Source organism: Streptomyces sp. V4I8, from assembly GCF_041261225.1.
Classification (GTDB): domain Bacteria; phylum Actinomycetota; class Actinomycetes; order Streptomycetales; family Streptomycetaceae; genus Streptomyces.
The window spans coordinates 2,903,347-2,920,001 of record NZ_JBGCCN010000001.1; the positions used below are offsets into that span (position 1 = coordinate 2,903,347).

Consider the following 16,655-nt stretch of genomic DNA (forward strand, 5'->3'; position numbering starts at 1 on the left):
TCTACAGGGTTCCGATCCAGTTGGTGAGCAGCTGCGCTCCGGCGTCGCCGGACTTCTCGGGGTGGAACTGCGTGGCCCACAGGGCGCCGTTCTCCACGGCGGCCACGAAGGGCTTGCCGTGCGTCGACCAGGTGACCTGCGGTGCGGTCATCACCGGGTTCTCGGTCTCCAGGGTCCAGTCGTGGACGGCGTAGGAGTGCACGAAGTAGAAGCGCGCGTCCGCGTCCAGGCCGGCGAACAGCTCGGAGCCGGCCGGCGCGTCGACGGTGTTCCAGCCCATGTGGGGCACGATGTCGGCCTGGAGCGGCTCGACCGAGCCCGGCCACTCGCCCATGCCCTCGGTCTCCACGCCGTGCTCGATGCCGCGCGCGAAGAGGATCTGCATGCCGACGCAGATGCCCATCACCGGGCGCCCGCCGGACAGCCGCCGCTCGACGACCCAGTCGCCGCGGGCCTCCTTCAGGCCCTGCATGCAGGCGGCGAAGGCACCGACGCCCGGCACCAGCAGACCGTCGGCGTTCATGGCCTTGTCGAAGTCACGGGTGATCTCGACGTCGGCCCCCGCGCGCGCGAGGGCGCGTTCGGCCGACCGCACATTGCCGAAGCCGTAGTCGAAGACCACGACCTTCTTCACGCCGCTGCTCAATTCCACACCTCCAGCCTCAGGACGCCGGCCACGAGACACATCGCGGCGCCTATGGAGAGCAGCACGATGAGGTTCTTGGGCATCTGCTGCTTGACGAAGGAGATGATCCCGCCGATCAGGAAGAGACCGACGACGATCAGGACGGTGGACAGCCCGTTCATGGGTTACAGCGCACCCTTCGTGGAGGGAAGGATGCCCGCCGCGCGCGGGTCACGCTCGGAGGCGTACCGCAGGGCGCGCGCCAGCGCCTTGAACTGGCACTCCACGATGTGGTGGGCGTTGCGCCCGTAGGGCACGTGCACGTGCAGCGCGATCTGGGCCTGGGCGACGAAGGACTCCAGGATGTGCCGGGTCATCGTGGTGTCGTACTCGCCGATCATCGGCGCCATGTTCTCGGGCTCGGTGTGCACGAGGTACGGGCGGCCGGACAGGTCGACGGTGACCTGGGCGAGGGACTCGTCCAGCGGGACCGTGCAGTTGCCGAAGCGGTAGATCCCCACCTTGTCACCGAGGGCCTGCTTGAAGGCGGCGCCCAGCGCGAGCGCGGTGTCCTCGATGGTGTGGTGGGAGTCGATGTGCAGGTCGCCCTCGGTCTTGACCGTGAGGTCGAAGAGGCCGTGGCGGCCGAGCTGGTCGAGCATGTGGTCGTAGAAGCCGACGCCGGTCGACACATCGACCTTGCCGGATCCGTCGAGGTCGATCTCGACGAGGACCGAGGTCTCCTTCGTCACCCGCTCTATGCGGCCTACGCGGTTCATGCGCTTTGCTCCTTCTTCAACTCACGTACCGCGTCGAGGAACGCGTCGTTCTCTTCGGGGGTTCCGGCGGTCACCCGCAACCAGCCCGGCACGCCGTTGTCCCGGACCAGGACCCCCCGGTCGAGGATCCGCTGCCAGACGGTGTGGGCGTCGTCGAACCGCCCGAACTGCACGAAGTTGGCGTCCGAAGCGGTGACCTCGTAGCCGATCGCCAGCAGTTCGGTGACCAGCCGGTCCCGCTCCGCCTTCAGCTGCTCGACGTACTTGAGCAGCGTGCCGGTGTGCTCCAGGGCGGCCAGCGCGGTCGCCTGGGTGACGGCCGACAGATGGTAGGGAAGCCGTACGAGCTGGACGGCGTCCACGACCGCCGGGTGCGCGGCGAGATAGCCGAGGCGCAGGCCGGCGGCGCCGAAGGCCTTGGACATCGTGCGGGAGACGACGAGATTCGGCCGGCCTTCGAGCAGCGGCAGCAGCGAGTCGCCGTGGCTGAACTCGATGTACGCCTCGTCGACCACGACCATCGACGGCTTCGCCGCCTGCGCGGCCTCGTACAGCGCGCGGACGGTCTCGGGCGGGACCGCGGTGCCCGTGGGGTTGTTGGGGGTGGTGATGAACACGACGTCCGGCCGGTGCTCGGCGATGGCCTTCTCGGCGGCGGCGAGGTCGATGGTGAAGTCCTCGTTGCGCGGGCCGGAGATCCAGCCCGTGCCGGTGCCGCGCGAGATGAGCCCGTGCATCGAGTACGACGGCTCGAAGCCGATGGCCGTACGGCCGGGTCCGCCGAAGGTCTGCAGCAGCTGCTGGATGACCTCGTTGGAGCCGTTGGCGGCCCAGACGTTGGCCAGGCCGACCTCGTGGCCGGAGGTGTCGGTCAGGTACTTGGCGAGCTGGGTGCGCAGCTCGACCGCGTCGCGGTCCGGGTACCGGTTGAGGTTCCGGGCCGCCTCCCGCACCCGCTCGGTGATCCGCTCGACCAGCGGCTCGGGCAGCGGGTAGGGGTTCTCGTTGGTGTTCAGCCGTACGGGGACGTCCAACTGGGGCGCGCCGTAAGGGGACTTGCCGCGCAGCTCGTCCCGTACGGGGAGATCGTCGATACGTACGTCGTTCACTTGCTCGTCGGAACCTTCCAGTCGAACCGCGCCTTGATCGCCGCGCCGTGCGCCGGCAGATCCTCCGCCTCCGCCAGCGTGACCACGTGATGCGCGACCTCGGCCAGCGCGTCCTTCGTGTAGTCGACGATGTGGATGCCGCGCAGGAAGGACTGGACGGACAGGCCCGAGGAGTGGCAGGCGCAGCCGCCGGTGGGCAGCACGTGGTTGGAGCCGGCGGCGTAGTCGCCGAGCGAGACCGGCGCCCACGGGCCGATGAAGACGGCGCCGGCGTTGCGCACCCGGTCGGCCACGGCCCCGGCGTCGGCCGTCTGGATCTCCAGGTGCTCGGCGCCGTACGCGTCCACGACCTTCAGGCCCTCGTCGACGCCGTCGACCAGGACGATCGCGGACTGCCTGCCCTTGAGGGCGGGCACGATGCGGTCGTCGATGTGCTTGGTGGCCGCGACCTGCGGCTCCAGCTCCTTCTCCACCGCGTCCGCGAGCTCCACGGAGTCGGTGACCAGGACGGCTGCGGCCAGCGGGTCGTGCTCGGCCTGGCTGATCAGGTCGGAGGCAACGTGCACCGGGTCGGCGGTGGAGTCGGCCAGGACCGCGATCTCGGTCGGGCCCGCCTCGGCGTCGATGCCGACCTTGCCGGTGAAGTAGCGCTTGGCGGCGGCGACCCAGATGTTGCCGGGGCCGGTGACCATGTTGGCGGGCGGGCAGGACTCGGTGCCGTACGCGAACATCGCGACGGCGGTGGCGCCCCCGGCGGCGTACACCTCGTCGACGCCGAGCAACGCGCACGCGGCGAGGATCGTCGGGTGCGGCAGGCCACCGAACTCGGCCTGGGCCGGGGAGGCGAGCGCGATCGACTCGACGCCGGCCTCCTGAGCGGGGACCACATTCATGATCACGGAGGACGGGTAGACGGACCGTCCGCCGGGCGCGTACAGCCCGACACGGTCGACCGGCACCCACTTCTCGGTCACGCTGCCGCCCGGCACGACCTGGGTCGTGTGCGTCGTACGGCGCTGCTCGCGGTGGACGAGACGGGCGCGGCGGATGGACTCCTCCAGGGCCGCGCGCACGGCCGGGGCGAGCTCCTCCAACGCGCGCGTGAGCGCTTCGGCGGGCACCCGCACCTGGTCGAGCCTGACCCCGTCGAACTTCTCGGCGAAGTCGATCAGCGCCGCGTCGCCCCGATGATGCACGGCCTCGCAGATCGGACGCACCTTCTCCAGGGCGGCCGAGACATCGAAGTCGGCTCGGGGCAGCAGGTCGCGCAGGGCGGGGCCCTCGGGAAGGGCGTCGCCGCGCAGATCGATTCGGGAGATCACGGGCTCAATTCTCTCAGACCCGCGTCCGGCGTCGTTCGCGCGTATCAATGGCTGATACAGATCCCTCCGAAGATTCCACGGGAACCCGGAAGATCACCTTCACGTCTCGCGTTCGGGGGGTCACTCAGCGGGCATGAACAGTTGTACGAACCCATGAGTAGATGAGGGGGATGGGCGAAACGTGACCGAAGGTGCCGGCCTCCGTGACGGAGACCTGCCGGACGGCCTGCCGAACGACCTGACCGCCGCCGAACTCGGCATGTGGCAGGCCTTCCGCAACGGCAGCGTGTACGACCTGAGCAGCGGCGACACCGTCGTCGACGATCCGCACGGCGGCCATCCCTGGGGAGACGACCGCACCGTACGCGCGCGGATCATCTGCTGGCTGCTGCTGGACGGCCCGCCCGCCCTCGCGGGCCGCGTGTCGTCACTGAAGCTCGTCGGCGTGCGGATCAGCGACACGATGGACCTCGCGGGCGGCACGGTGGTGCCGTACGTCGAGATGCGCGGCTGCCGCTTCGACCGGGAGATCCGGCTGCCGGAGGCCCACTTCACGACCGTACGGCTGGTGGACTGCGCGGTGCCGCGCCTGGAGGCCGCCCGGGTGCACACCGAGGGTGATCTGCATCTGCCGCGCTGCCGCTTCCACAACGGCATCCGGCTCACCGACGCCCAGATCGGCACCGATCTGCTGCTCAACCAGGCCATCGTCTACCGCGACCGCAGCGGCCGCTCCATCGCCGCGGACGGCATCAGCGTCGGCCAGGACCTGCAGGCCGAGATGCTGGAGTCGCACGGCGAGCTGAGTCTGCGCGGCGCCAGCATCGGCGTGTCGCTGGGCCTGCGGGGCGCGCGGCTGGTGAACCCGTACACGCGGCTCGCGCTGAACGCGCCCCAGCTGACCGTCGGGCGCACGCTGTATCTGACCCCGGCGGGCGTCGGCAGCCCGCTGCTGAGCGGCCGTACTCCCGCACGCGGGACGCGTATCCAGCGCTTCCAGTGCCAGGGCGGGGTGCGGCTGGACGACGGGCGGTTCGGGGACGCGGTCGACCTGGAGCGGGCCCGGTTCACCTTCACCGACGAGCAGGAGCTGTCGCTGCGCCGCATCCAGACGCCCGAGCTGCGCTTCCTGGGCGAGCGCCCGGAGCGCGGCGGGGTGGTGCTGTCGGGGGCGCGGGTCGTCAACCTGATGGACCGGGCGGACGCCTGGCCCGGCCCGGGGCTGCTGCACATGGGCGGCTTCACCTACGAGAACCTCGTGCCGCGCGGCCCGTTCCCGCTGGAACGGCGGCTGGAGTGGGTGACCGCCGCGACGGCCGAGTACAACCCGGAGCCGTACGAGCGGCTGGCCGCCGTGCTGCGGGCCGGCGGTGAGGACGAGGACGCGCGCGAGGTGCTGCTCGCCAAGCAGCGCCGCCGCCGCGAGACGCTGCCGCCCGCGGCCAAGCTGTGGGGCTACGCGCAGGACTGGATGGTCGCCTACGGCTATCGGCCGGGCCGCGCGGCCGTCTGGATGGCGGTGCTGTGGGCGGCGGGCTCGGTGGCCTTCACCTACGCCGATCACCCGCCGATCAAGGGCGGCGAGCACCCGACGTGGAACCCTCCCCTCTTCGCCCTCGACCTGCTGCTGCCGGTCATCGACCTGGGCCAGGTCGGGTTCTGGCAGCTGAGCGGCGCCTGGCAGTGGCTGGCCGCGGCGATGATCCTGCTGGGCTGGATACTGGCGACGACGGTGGCGACGGGCGCGACGCGCACGCTGCGCCGGAACTGACACTGCTGGGGCCCGTGAGATCAGTGAGGCCATTGGGATGTGAGAGTTTCAGAAGATTTGGTGAGGTCAGTGGGGCTGATGAGCCGAACTCATGGCCGTAGGACAGTTGTTGAACAGTTGACCTTTACCTGTTCTTGACCTCCCCGCGTACAACTTTCCACCTGTTACCCGTTCCCTATGGCGCGGGCGTGACCAGCCGACTTTCAATGGTCGGCACCATGGCTCTGCTGCCCCCGTTCGGCCGTGCGTCCCGGACGACAAGGACCGTAGAACACCCCGCCGTCGGACTCCCCACCGACGACGAGGTGCTCCTCGACGCGCCCGACGACCGCCTCGGCCCCGCGCTGGTCGCGGCCGGGCGGGGCACGTTCGAGACCGCCGCCGAACTGCTCGCCACCACCCGCCACAGAGCGCTGTGGGAGTGCCGTGACGGGTACGCGCTGCGCCTTGCCGCCTTCGCGCGCTCGCGGCCGGAGTGGCTGGAGGCCTGGCACGCGGCCGCCCCGCACGATCCGGACATGCTCCTGGTCCGGGCCCAGCTCGCGGTGGACCACGCCTGGCAGTCACCGGCCCGGGCCGAGCTGCTGCGCGGGGTGAGCCCGCTGATCACCGCCGCCGCCCGCGCCGACGACCGCGACCCGGTGCCGTGGCGGATCGCGCTGGACCACGCCCGCGGCTCCCGCGCCGGCCACACCTACTTCGGTGAACTGTGGGAGGCGGCCCTGCGCCGCGCCCCGCTCCACTACGGCTGCCATGTCGCGGCCCTGCGCTACCTCGCCTCGTCCTGGCACGGCTCCCACCGGGAGTGCCTCGACTTCGCCGACCGGGCCGCGCAGGACGCCCCGGCCGACTCCCTCGTACAGGCGCTGCCGGCCCGGGCCGTCCTCGCCTACCTGAACGACGGCTGCGGTCCGGGCGTGCCGCCCGAGCGGCTGGCCGCGGCGGCCGACCGGGCGATCGCGCTCTCCGCCCGCTTCCCGGCCGCCGACCTATGGCCGGCCGCGATCCGCAACAAGCTGACGTACGTCCTCGTACGGCTGGGCCGCTGGGAGGACGCCCTGGACCAACTGCGGCTGGTCGGCCCGTACGCCACCTCCTACCCCTGGAGCCGGTTCTCGGAGGACCCGCTGGGCCGTTTCCTGGAGGTGCGCGACCAAGTGCGGCTGCGGACGGCCGCCGCCCCCGCCCGCGGCGCACGCACCGGACATCCACAGGGTGGGCACGCCGGACGCGTTCACGCCGGCGACCACTAGGCTTTGGCGCCGTGACCGTCCGTCTTCCGCTCTTTCCCCTGAACTCGGTGCTGTTCCCGGGACTCGTGCTGCCGCTGAACGTCTTCGAGGAGCGCTATCGCGCCATGATGCGCGACCTGCTGAAGACCCCCGAGGAGGAGCCGCGCCGTTTCGCCGTCGTGGCGATCCGCGACGGCCACGAGGTGGCCCAGAGCGCCCCCGGCATGCCGGACCCCACCTCCGTGCCCGAGCGCGGCCCCGCGGCGGGCTTCGGCGCCGACCCGGTCAAGGCCTTCCACGGGGTGGGCTGTGTGGCGGACGCGGCGACGATCCGGGAAGGGGCCGACGGCACCTTCGAGGTGCTGGCGACGGGAACGACCCGGGTACGCCTGCTCTCGGTGGACGCGTCGGGCCCGTTCCTGACGGCGGAGCTGGAGGAACTCCCGGAGGAGCCGGGCGACGAGGCGGGAGCCCTGGCCGAAGGGGTGCTGCGCTCGTTCCGCCAGTACCAGAAGCGCCTGGCGGGCGCCCGCGAACGCAGTCTGTCCACGACGGCCGACCTCCCCGACCAGCCCTCGGTCGTCTCCTACCTGGTCGCGGCCGCGATGATGCTGGACACCCCGACGAAGCAGCGCCTGCTCCAGTCCCCCGACACCGCCTCCCGCCTGCGCGACGAGCTGAAACTCCTGCGCGCCGAGACCTCGATCATCCGTACGCTGCCGTCGCTCCCGGCGTCGGACCTGACGCGCGGCCCGACGAGTCTGAACTGAGCGGAACGACATGGCGAAGAAGTCCAAGAAGACCCAGCAGCAATCGGGCGGCGGCACTCCCGCGACCGTGGCGCTGTCAGCCGCGGGCGTCGAGTACACGATCCACGCCTACGACCACGACCCCGCCCACCCGTCCTACGGCGAGGAGGCCGCGGAGGCGATGGGCGTCTCCCCCGACAGGGTCTTCAAGACCCTCGTGGCCGACGTGGACGGCACCCTCACCGTGGCGGTGGTCCCGGTCGCCGGCCAGCTCGACCTCAAGGCCCTGGCGTCCGCGGTCCACGGCAAGCGCGCCGCGATGGCCGACCCGGCCCTGGCCGAACGCACCACGGGCTACGTCCGGGGCGGCATCTCCCCCCTGGGCCAGCGCAAGAGACTCCCCACGGTCCTGGACGCCTCGGCCTCCGCCCACCCCACGATCTGCGTCTCAGCCGGCCGCCGCGGCCTGGAGGTCGAACTCTCCCCCGACGACCTGACCAACCTCACGAACGCGACCCTGGCCCCCATCGGACGCGCGTGACACGCTCTCAGCCCGTCCGCCGTTCGAGGACGAGGCCACCGTCCCCATCCCCACCCACTCGCAAGGGGCCCCGGGCACTTTCAGCCCGTCCGGCGTTTGAGGACGAGGCCGAAGGCCGACAGCGGGGGTCCAGGGGGCGGCAGCCCCCTGGCGGGGTTGAAGGGGCAGCGCCCCTTCAAGGGGTGGGACGGGTAGGGGCGGCGGGGGCGAAAACCTACGCCGGCGGCGGCCCGTACGGCCCCTGCTGCCCCGCCGGAGGCTGAGGCAGCTGATACGGATCCACATCCCGAGGCCCGAACAACGCCGTCAGCCCGAGATGAACCACCAACGCCCCCAGCGGCCAGGCCAGCAACGCCCCCTTCGCCCCCAGCTTCAACGGCGCCGAGAACGTAACCCCCTTGCCCGCTTCCTTCGCGTGCCCGATCACATCCTCCGTGGGCCCGAGCCACACCCCCACCCGCCAGGCCAGCAGCGCCCCGAGAAACCCCCCGACAGCGAGCGCCACCACCAGCGGCACACCCCCACGCCGCCGCCACAGAAACACGGCAACCGCGCTCACCAGCCCGAACGCGAGCGCGAGCAGAGTGAACGTTCCGTCCACCCCGACAGCCTGCTCCCCCTCGGAGTCCTTGAAGTAGACGACCCAGCTCTTGTCGACGACATCCCCGACCAGCGGCACACTCGGCGCCAGCCGCCACCACAGCACCCCGAGCAGCGCCCCGAAGACCGCCACCACGACCGCGACCACGGCGGCCTCTCGCACCTCGGTCTTCATTCCAGGACCGTCCTGTCCGTACGAGCCGTCACCGTACGAGCCGGATATGCCGTACGTACCGTGCGAGCCCTGCGGGCCTTGTGCCCCGGGCGGGGCGTCGTACCCGGCGTCATGCGGGGCGGAACCCGCGTGCCCGGCGGCGGGCGGCTGCCAGGCATGGTTCGGGGACTGGTCACGCGGGGGCGGCGGCGGAGTCAGCGGAGCGGTCACCCTGCCATCGTGCCAGGCCGCCCTGTGCGGCGCGTCACCGGACGGCCGCCCGGCGGTACGCCCAGGTGGCGACGCCCAGCGAGACGACGCCGACCACCCCGCACACGGCCAGGTCCCCGAGCACGAACGCCCAGTCGGGGTGCGGTCCGAAGGTCCGCGCGAAGGCTTCGACGCCGTACGTCGAGGGCAGCAGATCCCGCGCGAAGCGGACCACCTCCGGCATCCGGTCGGCCGGCAGCACGCCCAGCAGCAGGGCCGCGGACATGCCCAACTGCCCGAGCAGCGTGGCCAGTTCCGGCCGCGGCGCGAGCAGCCCGAGGGCCGCCCCCAGCCCGGCGAGCGCGGCGCCCGCCAGCGGGATCACCGCGACGAGCACCCACAGATGCGTCACCGGCAGCCCGAACAGCACACACCCGAAGACGGCCGTGACCACGGTCCCCGGCACGGTGAAGGAGGCGTACGCCCCCGCCGCCCCCAGCACCACCGCCGCGGGCGGCACCGGCAGCGTGGCGTAGTGGTCGAGCCCGCCGCTGGCCCGCAGCTGCCCGAAGTACTGCGCGAGCAGGTTCAGCGCGACGAAGGCCACGACGAGCACCGACGACCCGGCCACCACGGCCTGCGCCTCGGCCCCGCCGTCCACGACCCCGCGCATCAGGATCATGATCCCGATCGACTGGAAGGTGGCCACGAACAGCAGCGGGATGCGCGCGACCCGCGCCCGGGACAGCTGCGCCCGGTAGACGGCGCACAGCGACGGCCACAGCCGCGCCCGCGGCCCGAGCTCGGCGGCGGCCGGGCGGGCCGCCTCGTCCACGGCCAGGGCGCTGCCCGGCAGAACCTCGGCGGGTACGACACTCACGTGGCGCTGCTCCCTTTCACACGGGGGTTCACTGGGGAGGTGGCCTTGTTCCGTACGGAAGCCCTGTTCCGCACGGATACGGATACGGAAACGGATACGGAAACGACAGTCTGCGTGCTCAAGCCTTCACCAGCCCCTGCTGTGCGGCCCCGCCCAGCGCCAGATAGACATCCTCCAGGCTGGGCGTGGCGAGCGTGAAGTCGTCCAGCGCGGCGAACGCGGCCCCGCCGGTGACGGTGGCGACGACCGCGCGGGCCTCTTCCGGGGCGAGCCGCAGCGTCCAGCGCCGCCCGGACTCCACGACCCGGTCCCGCAACGCGGCGACCTCGGGCACGTCCAGGGGAGCCCGGTCCCGCCACAGCAGCTCGACCCGCACCTCGCCGGCGACCCGCTCCTTGAGCCCGGACGGCGTGTCACAGGCGATCACGCGCCCGCGGTCGAGCACCGCGACCCGGTCGAGCACGGTCTCGGCCTCGATGACGTTATGGGTGACGAGCAGTACGGTCGTGGCGCGCTCGGCCCGCCGCCGGTCCACGGCCGACCACACGGCCCGCCGGGCCACCGGGTCCATGGCGGTGGTCGGCTCGTCGAGCACGAGCAGCGGCCGCTCCCCGACCAGCGCGGCGGCGAAGCAGGCCAGCCGCCGCTGCCCGCCGGACAGCTTCTTGATCGGCCGCCCGGCGAGCGGCCCGAGGCCCAGCTCGTCGAGTACGGCGTCCCGTTCGGCCCGCGCCTGCCGCACGTCCAGGCCGCGCAGCCGCCCGGTCGTCTCGGCGGCCAGCGACACGGTCAGTTCGTCGAGGGCGGTCGACTCCTGTCCGAGGTAGGCGAGGATGCGCGCGGCCCGCTCCGGGTGCCGCACGATGTCGTGCCCGAGGATCTCCACGCTGCCGCGATCGGGCCGCATCAGCCCGGTGAGCTGCCGTACGAGGGTCGTCTTGCCGGCGCCGTTCGGGCCGAGCAGGCCGAAGATCTCGCCGCGGCGGATGTCCAGCCGTACGTCGTCGGTGGCCCGCACCTCGGGCGTCCCGGGCGCTCCACGCCGCCCTCGGACGGCCGGATAGGTCTTGGTCAGTCCGCGCACCGAGCACACGACATCACCACTGTGCCGAAGTGCCTGTGCCGCGCGCGTACTCACAAGGGACGAGCCTAAGGGGTCGGGGCCCCTGCTCCGCTCCCGGGTCGGTCACCCGCCACAAATCGCCTGCTCGCCGCCCGAAATCCACCGGCCCCCATAATTCCGCCGTTACGGCGCTCAACCCCGACGACGGGGCCCGGCGTCGGCGGACCCACCGCCACCCGTACGGCTCACTCGCCGACCGGCGCGTGCTCCGCGGCGGTCCGCACGTCGATCTCGCGCCAGAACCCGGCCCGGATCGCGTACCGGTCGTGCTCGTCGATCTGGTCGTCCTTGTGCGCGAGCAGCCCGAACCGGGCCGCGTACCTGAGCAGCTCCCCGTCGATGCGATGCGGGATCCGCGGATACATCCCGGACAGCTTCTGCAGATGGCCCTGCTCGCCGAGCCGCGCCATCCACCGACGGGCGAAGACCTGCCCCACCTCGTACGGATCGCCGCCGACCGTCGTGATGTCCTCCTCCCGGTCGGCCCACCGCTGCTCCGCCGTGGTCAGCTGCGCGAGCGTCGGCATCGAGGCGACGTCGGGCGACTCGGCCGCGACGCCGGGCCGGTCGACCCACCCCTTGTCGGAGGACCAGCGCAGCGTGGCGCTCGTCGGATGCTGGGCGGGCGGTACGCCGGGCGCGCGCAGGGCGGCGAGGTCCTTCGGCGTGGGCACGCCCTTGGGCGTCGGCACCCGCTCCTGTACGCCGTTCTCCGAGGCGGTGGCCGGGGCGTGCTCGCTGTCCTCGGCGGACCGCTCGGCCGTCGCGCCGAGCGCGGAGTCGGGCAGCGGCGCGGACAGGATCGCGGCGATCTCGGGCCGGGGCACGGGCGGCGGCGCGCACACCCCGGTGAGCTCCTTCGCGCGTACGGCCTTGGTGATCCACGTACGGTCGAGCACGCGCCGCTCGTCGGCCTCGGCGACCAGGTCCTCGGACTGGTTGTAGTCGCCGTCGGCGGCCTGAACTGCCCACAGGTGTACGGCGACCCCGTGCTCCTTGGCCGCCATCATCCCCGGCAGCAGATCGCCGTCGCCGGTGACCAGCACGATGTCGGAACAGGCGCGGTTGCGCGCCAGTTCGGTGAGCTCGGCGTGCATCGCGGCGTCCACGCCCTTCTGCGCCCAGCGGCCGTCGCTTCTGGTCAGGGCCCCGAGCCGGACGGTGACCCGGGGCATCACACGCAGCCTGCGGTGCTCGGGCTGCGGGACGCGGTCGGGGGCGCCGTCGAACCAGTAGATGCGCAGCAGCGGCCGTTCCGTGTCGGACTCGGCCCGCTCGCGCAACCCCTGGATGAGGGCGGTGTGATCGACGGTGATCCGGGACCGGGAGGGTTCCCCGGCGAGCAGGCTGGCGGCGGCCCCCAGCAGATACCCGGCGTCCACCAGGACGATGCAGCGGTCCACACGACTCACCCTCTTTCCGGGAGGTTTGCTTTGGGCTTCCTTCGAGTCTGCCCGACCACGCGGGGGTTAACGGGGCGAACTCGATCTTCGGCGTGGCGTTTCGGGGCATCCGTTCCACGCACGCCTGGCCTCACGCCCCGACAACCGCTGTTACACACGGTAATTATCCGAAATGCGTTCTTTGTAAGCCTATGTGAATCTGATCCCGGCCCTGGCCCCTAGATCCCCCACAGGAGGCAGATCACCATGGCCAAGAATAAGAAGCAGGACCGGAAGCAGCCGCAGTCCGAGCGTGGTCAGCAGGAGGCACAGGCGTCCTCGATGGAGACGACGGCCGAGCAGCGCATCGCGCAGGTGACCCCGGGCGACATGGCCCGCAAGGGTCGACAGAAGCGCTTCGGCCACAACTGACATCTGCATAACGGGTTGTTGAGACCCAGGCACAGACAGAGGGGCCCACCCCGTGCGGGGTGCGCCCCTCTCATGCGTATGGCGGGCGCCGTAACACGGCAGCGCCCTCGCGCTCGTGCCGCTAGCCCGCGAGGCAGGACGGCCCGAGCAGCACCTTGAGATCACCGAACAGCGCCGGGTCGGGCTTCACTCGGTGCCGGTCCAGCCGGAGCACCGTCGTCTTGGTCGGGCCCTGGAGCTTGATGCGGACCTCGCTGTCGCCCTTGTGGTGGGTGAGGATCTCGCCGAGGCGGTTGATCATCGGCGGGGTGACCCTGGTGGCCGGGATGGTGAGGATCACGGGCGCGTTGGTGCCCGCGTTCGACAGGTCGGGGACCTGGAGTTCCATCGCGACCAGCCGTGGCACGTCCTCGCGCTTGTCGAGGCGGCCCTTGACGAACACGACGGCGTCCTCGACGAGTTGGGTCGACACGAGCTGGTAGGTCGCCGGGAAGAACATGCACTCGATGGAACCGGCGAGGTCCTCCACCGTGGCGATCGCCCAGGCGTTGCCCTGCTTGGTCATCTTGCGCTGGAGGCCCGAGATGATGCCGCCGATGGTCACCACGGCCCCGTCGGAGTGCTCGCCGCCCGTCAGCTGGGCGATGCCCGCGTCGGCCTTGTCGGACAGCACGTGCTCCAGGCCGAAGAGGGGGTGGTCGGAGACGTACAGACCGAGCATCTCCCGCTCCTGGGCGAGCAGATAGGTCTTGTCCCACTCGTCGTCGGTGAAGACGACGTCGAGTCCGAAGCCGGGCTCGTCGCTCTCCTCCTCGCCCATGCCCCCGAAGAGGTCGAACTGCCCCTCGGCCTCCTTGCGCTTGACCGCGACCACGTTGTCGATCATCGGCTCGAAGTGCGCGGTGAGGCCCTTGCGGGTATGCCCCAGGGAGTCGAACGCGCCCGCCTTGATCAGCGACTCCGTGGTGCGCTTGTTGCACGCGGTCGCGTCGACCTTGTCGAGATAGTCGGGGAAGGAGGCGTACTTGCCCTTGGCCTTACGGCTCTTGATGATCGACTCGACCACGTTCGTGCCGACGTTGCGCACGGCTTCGAGGCCGAAGAGGATCACGTCGTCGCCCTGGGCGGCGAAGTTGTGCACCGACTCGTTGACGTTCGGCGGGAGCACCTTGATGCCCATGCGGCGGCACTCGTTGAGGTAGACCGCCGACTTGTCCTTGTCGTCCTTGACGGACGTCAGCAGCGCGGCCATGTACTCGGCGGGGTGGTTCGCCTTGAGGTAGGCGGTCCAGTACGACACCAGGCCGTACGCGGCCGAGTGCGCCTTGTTGAACGCGTAGCCGGCGAACGGGACCAGCACGTCCCACAGGGCCTGGATGGCCTCGTCGCTGTAGCCCTTCTTGCGGGCGCCGTCCTGGAAGAGGACGAAGTTCTTCGCCAGTTCCTCGGGCTTCTTCTTGCCCATCACGCGGCGGAGGATGTCGGCCTCGCCGAGCGAGTAACCGGCGATGATCTGGGCGGCCTTCTGCACCTGCTCCTGGTAGACGATCAGGCCGTAGGTGACGTCCAGGACCTCCCTGAGGGGCTCTTCGAGCTCCTTGTGGATGGGGGTGATCTCCTGGAGCTTGTTCTTGCGCAGCGCGTAGTTGGTGTGCGAGTCCATGCCCATCGGGCCCGGACGGTAGAGCGCGGAGACGGCGGAGATGTCTTCGAAGTTGTCGGGCTTCATCAGGCGCAGCAGCGAACGCATGGGGCCGCCGTCGAACTGGAAGACGCCGAGGGTCTCGCCGCGCTGGAGCAGTTCGAAGGTCGTCGGGTCGTCCAGCGGGAGGCTCAGGAGCTCCAGGTCGATGCCCTTGTTGGACTTCACCATCTTGACGGCGTCGTCCATGATCGTCAGGTTGCGCAGGCCGAGGAAGTCCATCTTCAGCAGGCCGAGCGACTCACAGCTCGGGTAGTCCCACTGCGTGATGGTCACGCCGTCGGTGTGCCGCACCCAGACGGGCACGTGCTCGGTGATGGTCTCGCTGGACATGATCACGCCGGCCGCGTGCACACCCATCTGACGGACCAGGCCCTCGACGCCCTTCGCGGTGTCGATGACCTTCTTCACGTCCGGCTCGTTCTCGTACATCGACCGGATCTCGCCCGCCTCGCTGTAGCGGGGGTGCGAGGGGTCGGTGATGCCGTTGAGGTCGATGCCCTTGCCGAGGACGTCGGCCGGCATGGCCTTGGTGAGGCGGTCGCCCATGGCGTACGGGTAGCCCAGCACGCGCGCGGAGTCCTTGATGGCGTTCTTCGCCTTGATCTTGCCGTAGGTGCCGATCATGGCGACCTTGTCGGCGCCGTACTTCTCCGTCACGTACCTGATCACCTCGACGCGCCTGCGCTCGTCGAAGTCGATGTCGACATCGGGCATCGAGATGCGCTCGGGGTTGAGGAACCGCTCGAAGATCAGGCCGTGCGGGATGGGGTCGAGGTCGGTGATGCCCATGGCGTACGCGACGATCGAACCGGCCGCGGAGCCTCGGCCGGGGCCGACCGCGATGCCGTTGTTCTTGGCCCACATGATGAAGTCGGCGACGACGAGGAAGTAGCCGGGGAAGCCCATCGAGATGATGACGTCCATCTCGTACTCGGCCTGCTTCTGGCGGTCCTCGGGGATGCCGCCGGGGAAGCGGCGCTCCATGCCCCGGCGGACCTCCTCCTTGAACCAGGTGACCTCGGTGTAGCCCTCGGGGATGTCGAACTTCGGCATGAGGTTCTTCGCCTCGAACATGCCGTCGGTGTCGACCATCTCGGCGACCAGGAGCGTGTTGGCGCAGCCCTCCTGCCAGGCGTCCGAGGAGTCGATGGCGTACATCTCGTCCGTGGACTTCAGGTAGTAGCCGGTGCCGTCGAACTTGAAGCGGTCGGGGTCGGAGAGGTTCTTGCCGGTCTGGATGCAGAGCAGGGCGTCGTGGGCGGTCGCCTCGTGCGCGTACGTGTAGTGCGAGTCGTTGGTGACCAGCGGCGGGATGCCGAGCTTCTTGCCGATCTCCAGGAGGCCGTCGCGGACCCGGTGCTCGATCTCGATGCCGTGGTCCATCAGCTCCAGGAAGTAGCGGTCCTTGCCGAAGATGTCCTGGTAGTCGGCGGCCGCCTTCAGGGCCTCGTCGTACTGGCCGAGCCGGAGCCGGGTCTGGAGTTCGCCGGAGGGGCAGCCGGTGGAGGCGACGATCCCCTCGGACCACTGGGCGATGGTCTCCTTGTCCATGCGGGGCCACTTCTGGAGCCAGCCCTCGGCGTAGGCGTCGGAGGAGAGCCGGAAGATGTTGTGCAGGCCCGTCTTGTTCACGGCCCACATCGTCTTGTGGGTGTAACCACCCGAACCGGAGACGTCGTCCCGCTTCTGGTGCGGCTGGCCCCACTGGATCTTGCGCTTGTTGCGCCGGGACTCCGGGGCGACATACGCCTCGATGCCGATGATCGGGGTGATTCCGGCCTTCTTCGCGGAGTGGAAGAAGTCGTACGCCCCGTGGAGGTTGCCGTGGTCGGACATGGCGATGTGCGTCATGCCCATCTCGTTGCACGCGTCGAACATGTCCTTCAGCCGCGCGGCACCGTCCAGCAGCGAGTACTGGGTGTGGACGTGCAGGTGCGTGAACGGCGGCTTTGACACGGTTTCGGCCTCCAAGGCAAACAGGCGTCGACATGATCCGGACCAGATTCCGACGGGCTGCGGACAGTCTGGGGGACAGCGACGA

General features: G+C 70.5%; 15 protein-coding genes. 5 read left to right on the forward strand and 10 right to left on the reverse strand.

The features are described from left to right. Window position 1: 1 nt before the first annotated feature. From hisH to hisD, 5 genes are read right to left on the reverse strand one after another with little or no spacing between them, the layout of a single operon-like run. A complete protein-coding gene (gene hisH / locus ABIE67_RS13200; protein ID WP_370256680.1) occupies window positions 2-652 on the reverse strand; it encodes an imidazole glycerol phosphate synthase subunit HisH in 651 nt (216 codons plus the stop codon). Next, on the reverse strand, window positions 643-807 hold the full coding sequence (locus ABIE67_RS13205; protein WP_234765118.1) for a hypothetical protein: 165 nt from the start codon (window positions 805-807) through the stop codon (window positions 643-645). The genes hisH and ABIE67_RS13205 overlap by 10 nt, the downstream gene beginning before the upstream one ends. Window positions 808-810: 3 nt before the next feature. Further along, window positions 811-1,404, reverse strand: a complete 594-nt coding sequence (hisB, locus tag ABIE67_RS13210; RefSeq protein ID WP_062719038.1) for an imidazoleglycerol-phosphate dehydratase HisB — start codon at window positions 1,402-1,404, stop codon at window positions 811-813. Further along, window positions 1,401-2,513 (reverse strand): histidinol-phosphate transaminase, encoded by a 1,113-nt coding sequence (locus ABIE67_RS13215; protein WP_370256681.1) that lies wholly within the window; start codon window positions 2,511-2,513, stop codon window positions 1,401-1,403. Before ABIE67_RS13215 ends, hisB begins: the two co-directional genes overlap by 4 nt. Next, the gene (gene hisD, locus ABIE67_RS13220; protein ID WP_370256682.1) at window positions 2,510-3,835 is read right to left on the reverse strand and encodes a histidinol dehydrogenase; all 1,326 of its coding nucleotides are present in this window, start codon (window positions 3,833-3,835) and stop codon (window positions 2,510-2,512) included. Before hisD ends, ABIE67_RS13215 begins: the two co-directional genes overlap by 4 nt. A 181-nt stretch (window positions 3,836-4,016) precedes the next feature. Here hisD and ABIE67_RS13225 point away from each other — a divergent pair, with 181 nt between their 5' ends. The 4 genes from ABIE67_RS13225 to ybaK all read left to right on the forward strand — a co-directional run bounded on the left by ABIE67_RS13225 (window position 4,017) and on the right by ybaK (window position 8,128). Continuing rightward, window positions 4,017-5,606, forward strand: coding sequence for an oxidoreductase (locus tag ABIE67_RS13225; protein WP_370256683.1), 1,590 nt, complete (start codon window positions 4,017-4,019; stop codon window positions 5,604-5,606). Window positions 5,607-5,812: 206 nt separating this feature from the next. Next, complete coding sequence (locus ABIE67_RS13230; RefSeq protein WP_370268533.1) at window positions 5,813-6,859, forward strand: hypothetical protein; 1,047 nt, start codon at window positions 5,813-5,815, stop codon at window positions 6,857-6,859. An 11-nt stretch (window positions 6,860-6,870) separates the two neighbouring features. Next, window positions 6,871-7,608, forward strand: a complete 738-nt coding sequence (locus ABIE67_RS13235) for an LON peptidase substrate-binding domain-containing protein (protein WP_370256684.1) — start codon at window positions 6,871-6,873, stop codon at window positions 7,606-7,608. Between the two features lie 10 nt (window positions 7,609-7,618). Then, entirely contained in the window at window positions 7,619-8,128 is a 510-nt protein-coding gene (gene ybaK, locus ABIE67_RS13240; protein ID WP_370256685.1) for a Cys-tRNA(Pro) deacylase, read from the forward strand. A gap of 214 nt (window positions 8,129-8,342) precedes the next feature. Here ybaK and ABIE67_RS13245 read toward each other — a convergent pair whose 3' ends face one another. The 4 genes from ABIE67_RS13245 to ABIE67_RS13260 all read right to left on the reverse strand — a co-directional run bounded on the left by ABIE67_RS13245 (window position 8,343) and on the right by ABIE67_RS13260 (window position 12,498). Then, window positions 8,343-9,113, reverse strand: coding sequence for an AAA family ATPase (locus ABIE67_RS13245; RefSeq protein ID WP_370256686.1), 771 nt, complete (start codon window positions 9,111-9,113; stop codon window positions 8,343-8,345). A gap of 34 nt (window positions 9,114-9,147) precedes the next feature. Beyond that, window positions 9,148-9,972 (reverse strand): ABC transporter permease, encoded by an 825-nt coding sequence (locus tag ABIE67_RS13250; RefSeq protein WP_370256687.1) that lies wholly within the window; start codon window positions 9,970-9,972, stop codon window positions 9,148-9,150. 118 nt (window positions 9,973-10,090) lie between these two features. Further along, window positions 10,091-11,065, reverse strand: coding sequence for an ABC transporter ATP-binding protein (locus ABIE67_RS13255; protein ID WP_370268537.1), 975 nt, complete (start codon window positions 11,063-11,065; stop codon window positions 10,091-10,093). A 215-nt stretch (window positions 11,066-11,280) separates the two neighbouring features. After that, window positions 11,281-12,498 carry an NYN domain-containing protein gene (locus tag ABIE67_RS13260; protein WP_370256688.1) on the reverse strand — a complete coding sequence of 406 codons (1,218 nt, stop codon included), beginning with the start codon at window positions 12,496-12,498 and terminating at the stop codon, window positions 11,281-11,283. A 246-nt stretch (window positions 12,499-12,744) separates the two neighbouring features. Between ABIE67_RS13260 and ABIE67_RS13265 the strand changes: the two genes are divergently transcribed. Further along, the gene (locus ABIE67_RS13265) at window positions 12,745-12,909 is read left to right on the forward strand and encodes a hypothetical protein (RefSeq protein WP_370256689.1); all 165 of its coding nucleotides are present in this window, start codon (window positions 12,745-12,747) and stop codon (window positions 12,907-12,909) included. A 121-nt stretch (window positions 12,910-13,030) separates the two neighbouring features. Here the strand turns inward: ABIE67_RS13265 and dnaE are convergent, their stop codons facing one another. After that, complete coding sequence (gene dnaE / locus ABIE67_RS13270) at window positions 13,031-16,570, reverse strand: DNA polymerase III subunit alpha (RefSeq protein ID WP_370256690.1); 3,540 nt, start codon at window positions 16,568-16,570, stop codon at window positions 13,031-13,033. Window positions 16,571-16,655 lie beyond the last annotated feature (85 nt).